Source organism: Marseilla massiliensis (genome assembly GCF_023336985.1).
Taxonomy (GTDB): Bacteria; Bacteroidota; Bacteroidia; order Bacteroidales; family Bacteroidaceae; genus Prevotella; species Prevotella intestinigallinarum.
This window is the reverse complement of the sequence record NZ_JAMBLP010000013.1, coordinates 1-17,030: the sequence shown is the minus strand read 5'-3', so window position 1 is coordinate 17,030 and position 17,030 is coordinate 1. Positions and strand designations below refer to the sequence as shown.

The 17,030-nt window shown below is 64.4% G+C and carries 9 protein-coding genes; all 9 read right to left on the bottom strand.

The features are described 5' to 3' along the window. Window positions 1-39 precede the first annotated feature (39 nt). A complete protein-coding gene (locus tag M3089_RS09895) occupies window positions 40-801 on the bottom strand; it encodes a DUF4625 domain-containing protein (protein WP_249083794.1) in 762 nt (253 codons plus the stop codon). Window positions 802-1,024: 223 nt separating this feature from the next. Next, the gene (locus M3089_RS09890) at window positions 1,025-3,220 is read right to left on the bottom strand and encodes a TonB-dependent receptor (RefSeq protein WP_249083791.1); all 2,196 of its coding nucleotides are present in this window, start codon (window positions 3,218-3,220) and stop codon (window positions 1,025-1,027) included. Window positions 3,221-3,390: 170 nt separating this feature from the next. Next, window positions 3,391-3,726 (bottom strand): hypothetical protein, encoded by a 336-nt coding sequence (locus M3089_RS09885; RefSeq protein WP_249083789.1) that lies wholly within the window; start codon window positions 3,724-3,726, stop codon window positions 3,391-3,393. Between the two features lie 699 nt (window positions 3,727-4,425). Next, entirely contained in the window at window positions 4,426-5,763 is a 1,338-nt protein-coding gene (locus M3089_RS09880) for a leucine-rich repeat domain-containing protein (RefSeq protein ID WP_249083788.1), read from the bottom strand. 52 nt (window positions 5,764-5,815) lie between these two features. Next, window positions 5,816-8,359, bottom strand: coding sequence for a M6 family metalloprotease domain-containing protein (locus M3089_RS09875; RefSeq protein WP_249083787.1), 2,544 nt, complete (start codon window positions 8,357-8,359; stop codon window positions 5,816-5,818). A 38-nt stretch (window positions 8,360-8,397) separates the two neighbouring features. Next, window positions 8,398-9,336, bottom strand: a complete 939-nt coding sequence (locus M3089_RS09870; RefSeq protein ID WP_249083785.1) for a hypothetical protein — start codon at window positions 9,334-9,336, stop codon at window positions 8,398-8,400. A gap of 103 nt (window positions 9,337-9,439) precedes the next feature. Continuing rightward, window positions 9,440-11,191: a RagB/SusD family nutrient uptake outer membrane protein gene (locus tag M3089_RS09865; protein WP_249083784.1), complete on the bottom strand. Its 1,752-nt coding sequence runs from the start codon at window positions 11,189-11,191 to the stop codon at window positions 9,440-9,442. A 42-nt stretch (window positions 11,192-11,233) separates the two neighbouring features. Further along, a complete protein-coding gene (locus tag M3089_RS09860) occupies window positions 11,234-14,323 on the bottom strand; it encodes a SusC/RagA family TonB-linked outer membrane protein (protein ID WP_249083783.1) in 3,090 nt (1,029 codons plus the stop codon). A gap of 20 nt (window positions 14,324-14,343) precedes the next feature. Further along, window positions 14,344-16,896, bottom strand: coding sequence for a zinc-dependent metalloprotease (locus tag M3089_RS09855; RefSeq protein WP_249083782.1), 2,553 nt, complete (start codon window positions 16,894-16,896; stop codon window positions 14,344-14,346). Window positions 16,897-17,030 lie beyond the last annotated feature (134 nt).

Here is a 17,030-nt window from a genome sequence, read left to right as displayed (position 1 = left end):
CGCCGGCCCGCGCCAGCAGCGGCGCGGGCCGGCCGCGGTTCATTTCCTTGTCACCACAAGCCCCTCGGCCTCTTCGGTCACAGAGTTGCCTTCAGCGTCGGTGACGGTAAAGTGCAGGTGGTATTCGCCCGCCGGGGCGTCGGCCGGCACGGCAATGTGCTCGTGGAACATGGCGCTTGTCTTGCCCACATACTTACCGGCAAACTCAAACGTCTTTTCGTATCCGGCGGCGCCGTTGTGCAGTTCCACCTCTATGGCCGCTATCCCGCTTGGCGCGTTCACCTCGGCCTCAAGGTGCAGCTCGCCGCCGGCCACCGCCTTCATCGAGTTGTCCTTGCCCACCTCGACTATGCTTGCCGACAACTTGCCTGCCGACGGTTCCCTGACGGTGAGCACGGCCGTGGCCGAAGCCGACTGCCCTGCCTTGTCGGTCACGGTCAGCACAAGCCTGTAGCGGCCTGCGGGCATGTCGGCCGGTATGTCCACATGCTCGTGGAAGTCGGCGTTGCGCACACCCACATACTTGCCCTCGGCCCAGGCCGCGGCCAGCCGTGGCGCCTTGCCGCCCTCGGGGGTCAGGGTCATGTCTATGCGGGCTATGCCTCCCTCGGCTTCGGCCTCGGCCTCGAGGTGCAGGTCGGAGCCGGCCGTCACCTCGCCGCTGTTGCCCGCCCCCACTTCGGTGAGCTCCACCACAGGCTTTTTCACCTTGGCTGCATCGTCGTCGTTGTCACACGAGGCCAGGCCAAACACTAACACGCTCAGCAGCATTGACGCTGCGAAAACTAAACTTTTCTTCATCTCTTTTCTTTTTTTGTGGATGCAAACCATCCGGTTAATAACTATGGTTGATTAGGGTTTTTGCATTCGTTGCAGCCCCGGCGGCGGACAACGCCCGCCCCCGGCCGCTCCCGGCGTGCCGTTTTGCGCCGCCAAACGGGCTCGGCGGCCGTGCAGCGCGGGCCGTTTGGCAAGGCCGCGGGGGCCGTTTTGCAAACGGCTGTGACCGAGCCACTTGCGCGGCTCACAGCGCCCACGAGGCCATGAGCGCGAAACTGCGCCCCGGCTCGGGCACGCCAATCAGGCGGTAGTAGCTGGTGTGGTCGTAGTAGCGGCTGCCCAGCAGGTTGTCGCAGCGCAGCGTGATGTGCAGGCTGTGGCCCGCCACCGCCACAGCCTGACCCACGGCCACGTTGACCAGGCAATGGCCGGCGGTGGGTTCCTCGGGCGGCACCACCCGGCGCTGGGCGCCCACGGCCACAAACTCGGCCGAGGCATGGCCCCCGCCCGCCCGGCGGCCCCCGCCCCACATGAAGCGCAGGCCGCAGCTAACCCGCCACGGGGCCGAGAAAGGCAGCGTGTAGCCCTTCTTGTCGCCCGAGAGCTGGCGGGCCCACAGATACTCGCCGCCGGCGCCGAGCTCAAGCCAGTCAACCAGGCGCCACGACAGCGAGGCCTCGCCGCCCCAGCGCAGCACGCGGCCCTGGGTGTAGCGGTAGAGCTGCAGGCCCTCAAGGTATTCTGGCGTGGGGTTGAGGCAGATGTAGTTGGGAAAGTAGTTGACGTATGGCGTGAGCGAGGCCTCGACACCCCTGTGGGCATAGACCACCCCGGCGTCGGCCTGGTAAGACACCTCGGGGGCGAGCGAGGCGTTGCCCCGCTCATAGCGGAAGATGCTGTAGTTGACGCCGTCGGTGCCCAGCTCCTTGGCTATGGGCATGCGGAAGCCCTTGCCGGCGTTGGCCTTGAGCACAAGACGGCCCAGCCTGCGGTTGACGCCCACCGACCACGTGACGGCCGAAAACCAACGGTTGAGCCCGGCCGAGCGCTCCATGAAAACCGAATCGGCCCCGTCGACGGGCGTCTTGTACCAGTCGCGGTAACTGTGTATGCCCACCGAGCCGCAGTCGAAGCGCACGCCAGCGCTCAATATGAGGTCGGTGCCCAGCACCAGGCGCCCGGCCACAAACGCCCCGAAGCCCAGTTGCTCGAAGTCGGGCAGTATGAAGCCCCAGCCGCCGCGCCGGTTGACCTGGCGCTCGATGGCGGCCCCCGCCCTCACTGCACACATGCCCACCTGCTGGCGCACAGTGGCCGTGGCGGTGAGCGTGTGCTTGTCGAAGCTGCGCTCGAGCGTGCCGGGCGGCTTGGGCATGTAGCCGTGAGACACGGGCTCGGAGCGTTCTCGCCTGCTGTTGGCCTGCCACCCGAGGCAGGCCTCGGCGCCGCCCCCGGCCCAGCTGCGCCCGGCGCGTGCCGTGGCCGAGAGGTGCAGGGCCGTCTGTGAGGGCAGGTCAATGTCGCGGCGCGATCTGTCGTAGTCGATGTCAGACAGCATCACCTCCAGCCCGTGGGCGTTGGCGAAGTAGCCGCTGCGGGTGCTGACGGCGGCCACGCGCACAAAGGCCCGCCACGGCCCCGACTCGAAGCCCGCGGCCAGGCTGGCGTCGGCCTCGCGGCCGGCGGTGTTGCGCAGCCGGCGGCGGTGCAGCCTGATGTAGTATGAGTGATACCTGATGCTGTCGGCCGGTATGCCATAGTCGGCGTAGCTCACGAGGGTGGCGTCGGCCTTGTACCATAGGCGGCGGCCGCGGCCCTCGACCCTGAGCGACGTGCCCACCGACTCGTTGTTCGTGCGGGCGAAGAGCCGGAGCCGCCCGCCGAAACGCGACTGCGGGGGCGCGTCGCTGTGCAGGTCGATCACACCGCCAATGGCGTCGGAGCCGTAGGCAAGGGCGGCCGGGCCCTTTATCACCTCTACCCTGTCGACGGCATACTGGTCGGCCTCGAGCCCGTGGTCGTCGCCCCACTGCTGGCCCTCGTGCTTCATGCCGTTCTCGGCCACCACCACGCGGTTGAAGCCAAGGCCCCTGATCATGGGCTTCGAGCTGCCCGAGCCTATCGACATGGCCCTCACGCCGGGCAGGCCCGACAGGCTCTGCATGAGCGAGCCGCCAAAGTTGTCTTCAATGTAACGGCTGTCGGCACCGACGGTGTTGAGCGCCGAGCGCATCTGCACGCCGGTGGCACCTGTGCTGCCGCCTACCACCACTTCACCCAGGGTTACGCTGCGACCCACCGGAGGCTCGCCGACAGTGTCGGCAACCACGGCCACGGCACCGCCACGCACCGCCGCCGGGGCCGGCATTCCGGCCGGGCACAGCGCACGGCATGGCAGGATGAAGAAGGGAAGCGCAGCCATTGCTATCTTCCTTTCCATCTTGATGAAATTAAAATGTGTTACGGATTGGGGGCGGCCGTCAACGCCGGGCGGGGCAAGGGGCCACCGCCATGGCAATCAGCGCCGGCACCGCCAAAGGCGGCAACGGCCATGGGTGCGGCAAGATATGGCAACCATGGCGCTCGGGGCCGGCCGGGCCGCAAGGCTGATTAGCCGAGAAGGCCCGACGGAGGGGCACGCAGCGAGGCCGCAAGCACGCCGGCTTTCACCACGCCCGCACAAGGAGGGGCAACGAAGAAAGCCACGAGCCGGGCACAGAACGAAACGCGAAGCACGGGGGCCTCGACGAATGGAGACACGAAGAAATGGCAGATGGGGCATGAGTCTGACTGCGACACGCTCTGGCCCGCGCCAGCGGGCGCGGCCTGCATGGCCACGGCACCCTTCCTAACGTGGAGGTGGGTGGCCTTCACGATGCACATCGGCATGAGTGTAAACAACAGCACCCACGCGAGAATTATCCTATTTCTTCTCCTCCGTCTCATTATATTAATATCCGCAAAGATAGTAAATTTTGGCGTAACTCAATGCGCCGCAGCCACTATATTTTCTGTTTTTTTTAGTCCTCTGTCCTATTTGCAACAGCGGCAAAACTATTTGCAACATATTGCCAAAAAACAGGGCCGGGGCAACGCCCCTGTGGCGGCAAAGCCCAGGGGCAGCGGGCGCCTACGAGGGCGCACGGGCCGCAAGGCAGGCGTTGGCCAGCCACGCCATTCACGCAGCGCTTTCACGGCGCCACAGCCGGCCCGGCGGCGTGCGGCCATACGCCTTGCCGCAGCACGGCCCGCCACGACCCGGGCAAAGGCGGCAGCCGGACGGCACCACCGGCACAGCCCGGACGGAACCCGACCCGACGGCCGGCCGGAATAAAAAACAACACCCCCCGCAGGCGGGAGGCCTGCAGGGGGCTGGAATGCGGGCAACGACGAGCGTGACTCACCGGGCCCGACGGGCAGCTGAGCCGTTGGCCCGGAGGCCGGGGCCGGCGAGCCCCGGACCGGGCGGCGCGGCCTGCGCCACCACTGCCTGCCCATCGTTGCGCCATGCGCCAAAGTAAATGTCGAAGCCCGGCAACCGGTTGCGAACCCGGCACTTGTGCGAACTATATTTAAGGGTTATGATCATTTATAACGCAAACAAGGCTTGGCAAATGCTCCTGATGACGATGGGCACATGCAAGATTATTTCACAACAATCTTTTTTCCGTTGCTTATATATATGCCTTTGGGCAACCTTGCGGGCTCGCTGCCCATGGGCACGCCCTGCAGGCTGAACACCTCACGGGGCGTGGCGTCCGCTACGGCCGGCTTGCAGATGGCTGTGGCCACGGCAACGCCAAACGGGGTGGTGACAGCCGGGGCGGCCACCGTGGCCGGGAACGCCTGGGTAGACATGCGCACCACCACGCTGTCGAACGCCCGGCTGAAGGTTATCACGCCGTTGTCGATGGTGTAGTCGGTGCCCTCGGCCAGCTCGGCGGGCTCGTCGCCCATGGCCACCACGGTGAACGACGTGGGCTGGGGCCCGTCGGCAAGCCCCGTCAGAGTGGCCTGGGCCGACAGGTCGAGCTGCCCGTCGACGGTGGCAGGCACGGCCACGGTCTGCCCGCCGTAGGTGTATTTGTACGGCGTGTTCTCGGGCACTGGCAGCTTGTCGAGCGCAAAGCAGTTGCGGTCGATGTTGACTGTGCGCGGAAACTCGCTCCACTTAAGCTCGGTGAGCTTGTTGTCGGTTGCCGACAGGCTTCCCTTGTTTGACAGCCCGAGCCCCGTGAGGCGGGTGATGTCGAGCGCCGTCAGGCTGTTCTTGCTGAGCGAGAGGGTCTTGAGCTCGGTGTTGTCGCCGCTCACAAACTCCGTCAGGCCGCAGCCCACGGCATACAGGCTCTTGAGCTTTGGCATGCCCGAAATGTCGAGCCGCCCGAGCGGGTTGCCGTTGAGCTGCAGGTATTCCACCTTCGGCTCGTCGGGCAGCGCTATGGTTGACACACTGTTGTTGATGAGCTCAATCCTCAATATGTCGGGGTTGGCGCTGAAGTCGGCCTGCGTGAGCCTGTTGTTTGTCAGCGACACCCGCTCGAGCCTGGGGTTGCGCGAGAAGTCAACGGCCGCGATGTCGTTTGAGGCTGCCGTCAGGTCAATCAGCTCGGGGGCGTTGGTCACGTCTATCTCGGTCACCTTCTCTTCGTCGAGCTTGGCGTTGAGCGTGATGTCGAGGCTGGCAATGTCGGGCCCGAAGAGCCTCACCACGCCCGTGCCCACGGGCTTTCCCTGCAGGCTGGTGGGCACCCCGTAGATGTCGTAGACGGCTATCTCGACGTCGCTTTCCACTATGTTGCCGTCGCCCCAGTCTATCCTGATCTTGGCGGGGGCCGCCCCCGGCTTGAGGGCTACGGCAAACGACTTTGTCTTGCCTTCTGCCACGGGTATCTTGAACGATACCGTGGGCTTTTCATCCTGCGCCGTGGCACCTGTGAGCGCGGCCATGGCAAGCAGTGCTGTCATGCATATCTTTTTCATTCTTTGCTGTTTTTTGATTTCTGTTGTTGATTGTTGGGTTAAACCATGGGGGCTAACGGGCCGGCAGGCACTTGCGCGTAATCTGCCGTCCGCCCACCACCATCCTCACTATCAGGGGCATGGGGCCGGGAAGCCACAGGGTGGCCCTGCCATTGCACCGCGCCACCCGGCCCACCGGCCTGCCGTCGGCGGTATATGCCTCCACGGCCGTGAGCCCTGGCGCGCTCACCGTGAGCACGCCGCCACGCCAATCCACCACCGGCCCGGGCCCGGCTTGGGTCGCAGCCACGGCCGTGGCCACGTCGAAGGCCGCGGGGTCGGAGGGCATTGTCTCGCCGAACGAGCCGCGGGCCGTCACCTGGTATGTGTTGGTGCCGTCGGCGGGGTGCGCGTCGACAAACGAGGTTGTGGCCGACGTGCCTATGAGCGTGCCGTCGCGGTAGATGTTGTAGCCCTCTACCATGCTGCCGGCGGCCTCGGGGTAGACGGCCACGTCGTCGATGGTCCACCAGTAGGCCAGGCCCTCGCTCTCGTCCCATGCGTGGAAGCGTATCTTCATGTTGTCGCTGCGGTAGGGGCCGAGGTCGACGGTTATCTGCTCATACCTGTTTTTGGCCTTGCCCTCCTTTATCAGGTCGAAGGCGGTGTGCCATGTCTGCCCGCCGTCGGCGCTGGCCTCGACCACATAGTGGTATACGGGCGAAATGCTGCCCGGCGCGGTAGACTTAGACCAGAACGTGAGCCACGATCCGCCGGCAAACGACGGCGAGGTGAGCCGCTGGTCTTCGCTGACGGGGTCCCAGCCGTAGTTGAGCCACACGGAGCGCGTGCCCCCGTGGGCCTTTGTCCACGAGTGCTTGCCGCTCTGCTGGCGCTGCCACCCGCGGTCGTCGCTGTTTTCGATGAGCCACCCGTCGAGGCTGTCGTCGCCCTCGAAGTCGTTGGCCAACAGGGGCGCGCCCTCAAGAGGCGCCCGCCACACGAGCTCCACGCCCTGCCCCGCCGGCCTGGCCTCGAGCCCCGTGGGGGCCTGGATGAGGTTTGACGGCTGCCGGATGGTGATGGTGTCGGCCTGGGTGGCGTCGTCGGTGCCCACAAACACGAGGTCGGCCGAGCGCCCCCGGGCCGTCTCGTTGGCCGTGGCGGCAGTGACGGTGATGGTGGCTGTGCCCGCGGGGCCTTCGCCCGGGGTCACGGTGAGCCACGAGGGGGCCTCGGCGAGCCGCCACGGCTGGTCGGCCTGCAGCTCAAACGACGCCGTGCTGCCGGCCTGCGCCGACACGTCGAGGCTGCCACGGGCCACATACACCCGCTTGGCGGCCTCGAGCAGCCTGAAGCTGATGGTGGGGCCGCAGGGCCCTATCTGGTCGATGGCGAAGTTGGCCCTTTCGCCGTTGCTGTAGAACGGGGCGAAAGAGGGGTCGATGCCGAACGAGCTGCGCCCGTAGTCGCTGCTCAGGGCGGCGTCGGCGATGGCTCCGTCGGCCGTGGTGGTGCCTCCGGGGCGGAACACGTAGGTCTCGTCGAGGCGCGTGGTGCCGTTGTAGTTGACGTTGCCGCCGGTGTAGGCGGGGTTGATGCGGTAGACGATGAGCCCCGACCGGGGTATGCTGCCGTCGTAGCCCTCGCGCCTGCGGTATTCCACCACGAAGTACTCGTCGCTGCCGGTGGGCTTTATCCTGTAGGCCACGTTGCCGCTGCCGTCGCCCCCCACGGGGTGCAGCGTGTATGTGCCTGGCTGCGATATCTCGGGTATGTCGTCAATCCAGCGGCAGTAGCGCCACTTGGTGTAGGCCAGCATCTGCTGCGGACGGTCCTGGTTGTCGGCCATGAGGTCCCACACGCCCACTGGCGACAGCCTGTCGGCGGCGTGGTACAGGTCGTAGGTACCGAGCGAGTGCGACATCTCGTGGCACAGCACTCCGGTGGTGATGGGCAGGTCGCGCATGATGTCAAACCCGTTTGAGCGGTCGAACACCATGATGAAGCTCACCATCTTCTTGCCGTGTATGGTGACGGCCTTGTCGGCCGAGGCTATGAGGTCGGAGCGGTGGGGCCACAGCTTGTAGCGGCTGCTGACGTCGCTCGCCCCGGCAAAGACGAGGGTGACGTTGTCCACGAAGCCGTCGCCATCGGCATCGATGCTCACGTCGGCCGGCACGTTGCTGTCGAGCCACTGCCCTATCTCCTTGGCCAGGGCCTGCTCGCGCGCGGCGGCCTCAACATCGTCGCTATATCCCAGCGTGTTGATTTCGCCCTTAGGCTGGTAGTAGCCCTTGGGCATGGCGGTGCGGTAGAAGCGTATGCTGCCGCCGGCGGGCGCGGGGCAGAACGACGACGTCCACGACAGGCTGCCGTAGGAGGAGTGCCTGAAGTAGGCGTAGACGGAGTTTGCCCCCGGCGCGGGGTCGTTGAACAGGCGCTCGTAAAACGCCATGTCGTGTACAAACGGCTCGGGCTCTTCGTCCTGGAAGGCCACAAACACCACCAGGTTGCTCATCTGCGGCCTCGACGCTGCCCGGAGAAGGAGCGGACAGAGCGCGGCCACGAGCAGCGTGGCGGCTGCAATGCTGAAACGGTGTCGGTACATAGTCATTCGTTGTTGGCGGTTGTGCTGTGCATGGCCCGGCGGGGTCAGCGTATTACTACCTTGCGGCTCTTGTCGCCTGCCCTGACTATGTAGGCCCCGGCGGGCAGCGAGGCCAGCGACAGGGTGCGGGCAGCCTTGGCCGAGGCCACCACGGCGCCGGCGAGCGTGCACACGGATATGTCGCGGGGCTCGGTGAGCGTCACGGCGCGGCGGCTGATGTTGATGCCTAAGCCCGGGGCGGCCACCTCGTCGATGCCGAGCGTCGAGGGCTCGTAGGTGTAGATGCGCACGGCCTGCAGGTAGAGCGTGTCGCTGGCGCAGTTCTCAAGCAGCGCCACCATGGGCTGGCGGGTGTCGAACTTCAGGTCGTCGGAGCCGTTGGTGAGGTTCTGCAGGTCGTACCACTCCTTCATCCCGGGGCCGCTCAGCTTGCCGAACACCGTGGCGTACTTGGCGTTGACCACGCGGTAGTCGGTGTAGGCCAGCCCGGCGTCGTCGGGGGTGGTGTTGGCCTTGAGCCTCACCTTGATGCTCGACTCCGATGCGAGCACCATGTCAAACTTCTTGCACGTGGGCAGGTAGAACATCACGCAGCCGCCGTTGAACGTCATGTTGGCCGAGCTGGGCTGGATGGCTATGCCGCCTGTGCGGGCGCCGTCGGAGCCGATGGTGCCGTCGGTGCCCACGCCCTCGAAGTCGGGCAGGGCGTAGCATTCGTCGTAAGGCGAATAGTTGGTGGTGCCGAGCTGCACCAGCTTGCCGCCAACCTGCCATGCGCCGTCTTCATTGTTGGCCGCGCCGACATAGCGGTCTATCTTGTCCTGTGTGTCAAACCACAGCCACCCGTCCTCGTCGCAGTCGGACGGCTGGAAGAGATTGTCGGCCTGGGGTGAGAGTCTTGGCGGAAGGCCGTTGCCGCCATCCTGCGAATAAGCTGCGGCTGCAAGCGCGAGCGCAGCGATGATTGTGTAGGTTTTCTTCATGTCTTGTCGTTTAAAATTAAATGTATGTCTGTGTTGATTATTATGCCAATGCCTGGCCATGCGCCGGCGGCGGCCGTGCAGGCCGCCGCGCGGGCCACCCGCGTCAGAGCTCCACCCACTCGGGGTTCTGCTCTATGTGCTGGTAGCGCACCTCGTCCCACGGCAGCGGCCAGTAGAACTGCCTTGGCCTGAACACCCGCACCCGCTTGGGGTAGCGGTTGACGCGGCCGTAGGTGTAGCGCGTGGGCTTGCCCTCTTGCTCCACTATCTTCACGCCCATGAGCGGGGTGGTGCCACCGTTCATCTTGTCCATGGCCGTGCCCCAGCGGTACATGTCCCAGTAGACGGTCTCCTCGAAGGCCATCTCCACCCGGCGCTCGTTGGCATAGGCATCCCACGTGAGCGCGGCCAGCGGCGGCATCTTGGCCCTCTGGCGCACCTGGTTGACCTTTTGCAGGGCGGCGGCGGCGTTGCCAAGCCTAAGCTCTATCTCGGCATAGTCGAGCAGCAGCTCGGCGTAGCGCCAGATGATGTAGTTCTGGCTTGAGGCATAGGTGGGGTCGTTGTTTATCTCGGTGGCGGGGTTGACGAACTTGCCCATGTAGTAGCCCGTGACGGTGACGGCCGCCGTCTCCGACGTGCCGTAGGGCTTGAGGTCGGCGCCGGGCACTTCCCTGCCGCCCTCGACCCTGTAGTGTATGTCCATGACGTGGCCCCGGTAGGTGCATCCGTCGTAGAGCACGTTGGCATAGAACCTGTAGTCGCGGTTGTTGTAGGGGCGTGCCGGGTCGGGCTGGCCCTGCCTCATGCCGTACTCGTCGACATGGTTCTGCGTGGGCACGTAGGCGCAGTCGGTGCCGCCGAAGTATGGCGACGCCGCGTCGCGGTCGAGCTTGTGGCCCCACCCTGCCGCATAGTTGCCGTCGTTGTTGTGCTGCACCTCGAATATCGACTCGGCCGAGTTCTTGGTCAGGAATATCTTGCGGTACGAGTCTTTTATCTCGTCTTGCGTGCTGCCCTCAAGCGGCACGAGCGAATACAGGCCCAGGGCCGTCACCTCGTCGTAGGCGGCCTTGGCCTTGGCCAGCATCTCGCGGCTGCGGTCGCCCTTGAAGCCCAGCCATGCGGTGTCGCGCTCCTGGAACATGGGCGAGGCGGCCCACAGGTAGGTCTTGGCCTTGAGCATGAGCGCGGCCCCCTTGGTGGCCCGGCCCGCGTCGGCGCTCTCGTGCTGCCGCGGCAGCAGGCGGGCGGCCTCGTCGGCGTCGGCCACGATGAAGTCTACCATTTCGTCGTAGCTTGCGCGCGGGAAGCGGGCCGGGTCGTTCAGGGTGTTGTACTCGCGGTCTACGAGCAGCACGCCCCCGTAGCGCCTCAGCAGCAGGTAGTAATAGTATGCGCGCATGAAGTGGGCCTCGCCCAGCACGCGGTCGCGCGTCGGGGTGGTTATCTCGCCGGCGTGGTCAAGCAGCGTGTTGATGCTGCGCAGCTGGCCGTAGCATGCGTTCCAGTACTGGTAGGCCCGCTTGTATATCTCCTCGTCGCTGCTCTTGAGTATGTCGCCGTACGATGTGCTCGACCAAGTGGTCTTGCTCACCGTCATCTGGTCGGTGTACCACGCGGGGTAGTCGCGCCCCAGGCTCTTGACGAGCCCGTTGGTTGGCATGTATATCGAGAAGCCGTTGCTCATGTTGCGGTACCAGGAGTTCTCGTATTCGTCGAGCAGCAGGCGGTCGCCCCATATATTCACCCCCGACAGCTTGTCGATGGGGGCGTCGCTGAACAGGCCGTCGCATGACGTCGCCCCGAAGAGGACGCCCGCTGCCATGGCGGCTAAACAGATGTATCTTTTCATGTTGGGTTGTCTGGTTGGTGTGTCAATTGGGTTGATTTCGGCTCAGAAGCCGATGTTAAGGCTCATGCCGTAAGAGCGCTGTATGGGGTAGCCCCGTTGCGACTCGGGGTCCATCTCCTCCAGGTCGGTCCATGTGTGCAGGTTGCTGGCGGTGAGCGATATGCTGGCCGAGGCCATGCCGATGCGCCTGATGAGCTTCTCTGGGAAGTTGTAGCCTACGTTGATGTACTTCAGCCTTACGAAGTTGCAGTCTTTTATCCAGAATGTAGACTCCTTGCGGTTGTTGTCGTTGGCCGTGGCGAACTTCACCCTGGGGTAGGTTGCGCCGGGGTTGTCGGGCGTCCAGCTGTCTCTCATGTGGTAGTCCTGGAACTTTGGCAGGCTGTTGCTGTAGAGCGTGTAGTAGTCGGTGATGTTTGCCCTGTAGCCGGCCACGCCCTGGAACATCACGGAGAAGAAGAAACCCTTGTATCCGGCCCCCAGGCGCAGGCTCCCGTTCATGTCGGGGTAGCTTGAGTTGTGCACGGCTATGCGGTCGAGGTCGGTTATCTTCTTGTCGCCGTTCTGGTCTTTGTACTTTATGTCACCGGGGGCCAGCGTGGCGTTGCCCTGGCCGTCCTGGTCGACGTCGTATGCCGCCAGCTCCTCCTCCGACCTGAACAGTCCGTCGGCCTCGTACATGAACCACAGCAGGCTTCTCCTGCCCGTGCGCCTGCGGTTGGGCGCCACGGTGCTCTCGTCGCCGTAGTCGAGCACCTTGTCGGTGGTGTGCGACAGCGTCAGGGCTACGTCATACTTGAAGTCGCCGTAGCTGTTGCGGTGTGTCAGGGTGAGGTCCCAGCCCCATGCCTTCACCTTTCCGAAGTTGACGCTCGGCGTGAGTCCCTCCACTCCGGTCGACGGGGGGAAGGTGTAGCTCGGCGCCGCCGTTATCAGGTTGGTGCGGTAGCGCCAGTAGTGCTCGAAGGTTAGCCCTATGCGGTTGCCCCAGAAGCCCAGGTCGACGCCGATGTTGTAGTCGCGCGTCTTGCCCCACTGCAGGTCGGGGTTGGGGAAGCTCGACGTGTCGAGCGTTATGCCCTGCCTGAAATTGCCGCCGATGTTGTAGCCGGCCCCGTTGGCATAGACATACTTCAGCAGGTAGCTGAAGTCGCCCACGGCGCCGTCGTCGCCCAGCACGCCCGTCGATGCCCTCAGCTTGGCGTTGGAGATCACCGCCTGGCGCCAGTCTTTGAAGAAGGCCTCGTTGGAGAGAACCCACGATGCCGACACCGTGGGGAAGAAGCCCCAGCGGTGGTCGGGGGTAAACCTGGTGGAGCCGTCCAACCGGAAGCTGGCCTCGACGAAGTAGCGGTTGGCGTAGCCGTAGGTGGCCCTGCCTATGAGCGAGGCGCGCTCGCTGCGGCTCTCGGTGCCCACGATGCGTCCCGACGACGTGGTGCCGAGTATTTCGGGGTAGGCCCCCGACAGGTCTTGGTTCTCGGCCGTGAGGGCGTTGACCTCGTAGCGCTGGTAGTTGGCCACGAGCGTCAGGCCCACGTCGTGCTTGCCGGCAAACGTGCCCTGGTAGCTGGCCCCCACCTCATACAGGTAGTTGTCGATGCCCCTGTCGGCCTGCTGCATCGATATCTTTGCCCGGGGGTACTCGGTGTTGGGGTCTACGGAGTACTCGCCGGCCTCGGCGTCGTAGAGGTAGAGCGCCGTTGGCTTGGCAAACGACTTGTCGCGGAAGTGGTTGTCGTCGAGCGTGAAGCGCACGTATGCCGACAGGCCCTTGAGGAACGGCGCCTCGTAGCGCAGCGTGGCCGAGAGCTGGTGGAAGCGCGCCGCGTCGTCGTAATAGCCCCCGATGCCGTAGATGGGTATGAGCGGGTTGGCGCCGTTGATGCTTGCCAGGTCGCCGTTGGTGAACCGCAGCGGCTGCAACGGCGAGAAGCTGTAGGCGTTGGTTATGGTCGCGGAGCTCGTGTTGTGGTTGTTCGACCGGTTGCCCGTCATGTCGAGGGCCACCTTGAAGCCCGCTCCGAGCTCGGCGTCGAGCTTTGCCGAGTAGTTGAAGCGCTTGCGCCTCACGCCGCTGTACAGTCCCTGGTTGAATGTGTAGCCAAACGAGATGTAGTAGCTCACGGCCTTGCCCCCTCCGCTTACCGAGGCGGTGTGCATGGTCGAGTATCCCGTCTTGTCGAGGTAGTCAAGCAGGTCGTCGTCGCCGTAGACGTTGGGCATGTCGTGGCGTCGTATGGCCTCGAGCTGCTCGTCGGTGTACTTCTTGTATGTTGTTGCCGGCGAGTTGTCTACGGCCCTGTTGTAGAGCTGCGCAAACTCGTATGCCGGCAGGAAGTGCGGCAGCTGCGTGGCCTGCTGCACGTTCACCTGCCCCGAGTAGTTCACCCGGAGCTTCTGCGAGCCCTTGCCGCGCTTGGTCTGCACGAGTATAACGCCGTTGGCGGCCCTGGCCCCGTAGACGGCCGCGGCGGCAGCGTCCTTGAGCACCGATATGCTCTCAATGTCGTCGGGGTTGAGGTCTGACAGCCTCATCTCGCCGCCCGAGGTGTTGGTGCCGAAGCGCGGTATGCCGTCGACCACGAGCAGCGGCGGGTCGTAGATGCCTCGTATGCGCACGGTGGCCTCGCGCGACGACGACGGGTCGCCCGTCGACGACATCACCGACAGGCCCGCCGTCTGCCCGGCCAGGGCCTGGTCGAGGTTGACGGCCGGCATCTGCTTTATCACGTCGGCCTTGATCACCTCGACAGAGCTTGTCAGCGCCGTCTTCTTCTGCGTGCCGTAGCCCACCACCACAACCTCGTTGAGCGCGGCGGCGTCTTCCTGCATCACTATGGTCAGCGGCCTTGCGCCGGCCGCCTTGGCGTCTTGTGCCACAAAGCCCATTGAGCTCACGGTTATCGTGCCGCCCTTGGGCATCTTTGACTGTGCTATTGAAAACTTGCCGTCGATGTCGGTCACGGCGAGCGTGGCCCCGGTGTCCTTGGCCCTTATGATGGCTCCTACGAGCGGTTCGCCCTGCTGGCTTACCACCGTCCCGGCCACAGTGCCCGCCGGGCGGCTTTGCGCGTGGGCTGCAGCCATGCCGATGACGGCCATGAGCAGTGATATGAGTGTCTTTCGCATATTGTTTTGTTGCTTTAGTTTTACTTGGTCAGTGCGTTCTGCATGAGCAGCAGCTCGTATTCGTAGAAGCTCCTGTCGGTGCCCGCGGCCGTGGCGGCCCTCTGGCGGAACAGGCTCATCACCTGCTTCATGGCCGAGTGCATGAGCACGGCATACTCGGTGTCGGATAGCGTGGGCAGCCCGAAGTTGATGCGCGCAAACCCGTCGGGGGCCCCGTCGGCGTCGGCGTCGGCGGCCAGGGCGGCTGCCGCGGCGGCTTTCTTCTTGTCTACGCTGCAGGCTTTGACCATCACGCCGATGGCCTCGGCCATGATTTTCCTGTCGGCCTCGGTGAGGCGGCCGCCCCTGTAGGCCGGCATGAACAGCTCGCGCCGCGCGTCGTCAAGGTAGGCCTCGGGACTGTAGTTGCCCGCGGGGTCGTATATTCCGCCCTCCTTCACGCGGTAGAGCACGCCGTTGCTGAGCATGGTGCGCACCACCGAGGCCATTATCTTGTCGTTGTCGCTGAGGTAGGCGTATTCAAAGTTGGCTATCAGCCCCTTCGGCGTGAGCCATGTGCCGTAGGTGCGCATCTGGCCCGCCAGCCACCTCATGGCCTGGCGCTGTCTGGCCCGCGGCACGTAGGTGCGCCCGGCCTTGCCGTCGCCCTGCCTCACCTCGTCGTAAACGATGCCGCCCAGGTATGGCAGCACGTGGTTGACGTGCCTCCTGTACTGCGCCACCACCTGCCCGTACATCTCTTCCATGTCGTCGTAGCGCGCGCCGGGCTCCCTTGTCCACTCGTCGAGGTGGGCCATTATTATCTTCAGGTTGCTTATGGCATAGTCGCCGGCCTTGATGTGGTCGTCGCCCAGGTCTTCGGTCTGGTCGGTGGGGTCGACGGTGCCCATGAGCTGCTGCGCCCCGAACCTGTACATCGGGTCGCCGGCCCTGCGGGCAATCCAAGCGTCGAGCGTGTCTTTCTCCTGCCGCGGCGCCAGGCCCCCGGGTATGATGCGGTAGCCCCAGTTGATGGCGTAGCTGTCGTATACGCCGAGCACCGGCGGTGTGAGCCTCACGCCCCTCTCCAGGTCGCCGGGCTGTGCTATGTAGTTGTTGCGGGCGTAGTCCATGATGCTGGGCGTGGTGCCGTAGCGCCGGGTGAAGGAAGGGCTGCGCAGCGAGTCTACCGGGAAGGCGAAGCTGGCGCCCATGTTGTGCATCAGTCCCAGCGTGTGGCCTATCTCGTGGGATGCCACGTATCGCATGCTCTCCCACATCAGGCTGTCGGCAAACACCTTGGTGCGCACGCGGCTGTCTACGGCCGCCGTCTGCACGAAGCGCCAGTCGTGGAGCAGGCTCACCACGTTGTGGTACCATATCACCTCGGCGTTGAGTATCTCGCCCGTGCGCGGGTCGACGTGGCTCGGGCCCATGGCGTTGGCCGTGCGCGTGGCGGCATACTTCACGCAGTTGTAGCCCATGTTGTCGGGGTCGAAGTCGGGGTCTTCGGCGGGCGTGGGGTAGTCGCGGGCCACCATCACGTTCTTGAAGCCCGCGGCCTCGAACGCCGCGTTCCAGTCGAGTATGCCCTGCTTCACGGCGCTCCGCCACTTGGGCGGGAAGGCCGAGTCTACGTAGAACACTATCTTGCGCTTGGGCTCAACCAGCTCGCCCCTGAGGTAGCGCGCCATGTCGGCGCTGTCGGGCTCAATCCTCCATCGGTGTATCACCGGCTGCTTTGTCACGCGGTCTTCGGCCGACGAGTATACGTTGCGCTCGGTGTAGAAGTAGCCCACGCGGTTGTCTTGCAGGCGCAGCGGCATGGGGTTGTCGGGCAGCAGCGCCAGCGAGCGGTGCACCACCACGCTGTAGGGCTTGCCCAGCGGCTGGGTGGTGAACGACATGAGCGTCTCTATCTCTATGTTGCGGGCAAACGCCTTGACCGACTGTATGTTCGAGGCGTCGGCCACGAACGTGCCCTTCAGGTTGTCCTTGCCCCCGAGCAGCTTGCCCAGCGGACTGCTGTCCTTGATGGGGCTTATCGACTTCTCGTTGGCCCCGAAAAACGCCGTGACGTCTATCACCACGCTGCCGCCGTTGGTGGCCTCTATCTTGAACCCCTTGAACACGGGGTTCACGAAGTTGTTGCCGAACGACGCGGCTATGGGGTCGGACGGACCGACCACGCTCCCGTCCTGCACCTCGGTGAGATACACCTTCTGGGCGTCCTTGGCCAGCATGAGCAGGAAGGGCCCGTTGATGGCCTGGCCGGCCACGAAGTCGTGGGTGTCGCTCGTGCGGGCCACGCGGTTGGTAAGCAGCAGGTGCTTGCCAAACAGCGAGTCGGGTATCTCGAAGTAAACCTTGTTTTGCTTTTTGTTGTGTATTACGGTGAAGAGCCCTGCGGTCTTCGTGGCGTTTTTCACCAGCTTGCCGTAGGCCGTGTCGGCCGTGTCTTTTTTCAGGGCCAGGGCCGCGGCGGCGGCCTTCTTCTTGCCACGTGCCTGGAGGCCCGTGCCGGCCGGCGCCGCCAGCAGGAGCGTTGCGGCCAACAGGGCCGGCAGCATTTCGTTTCGTGAAGCTCGGAGCATATCTGTTTTTATATAAATTTACAATTTTCGCAAATTTAAACCTTTTATCCCAAAATGGAAGCCGCAGGTCGACAAAAACCAGCCCAACGTAACATGTCAACCAATAATACAGAATTATTGCACACTTCTGCCAC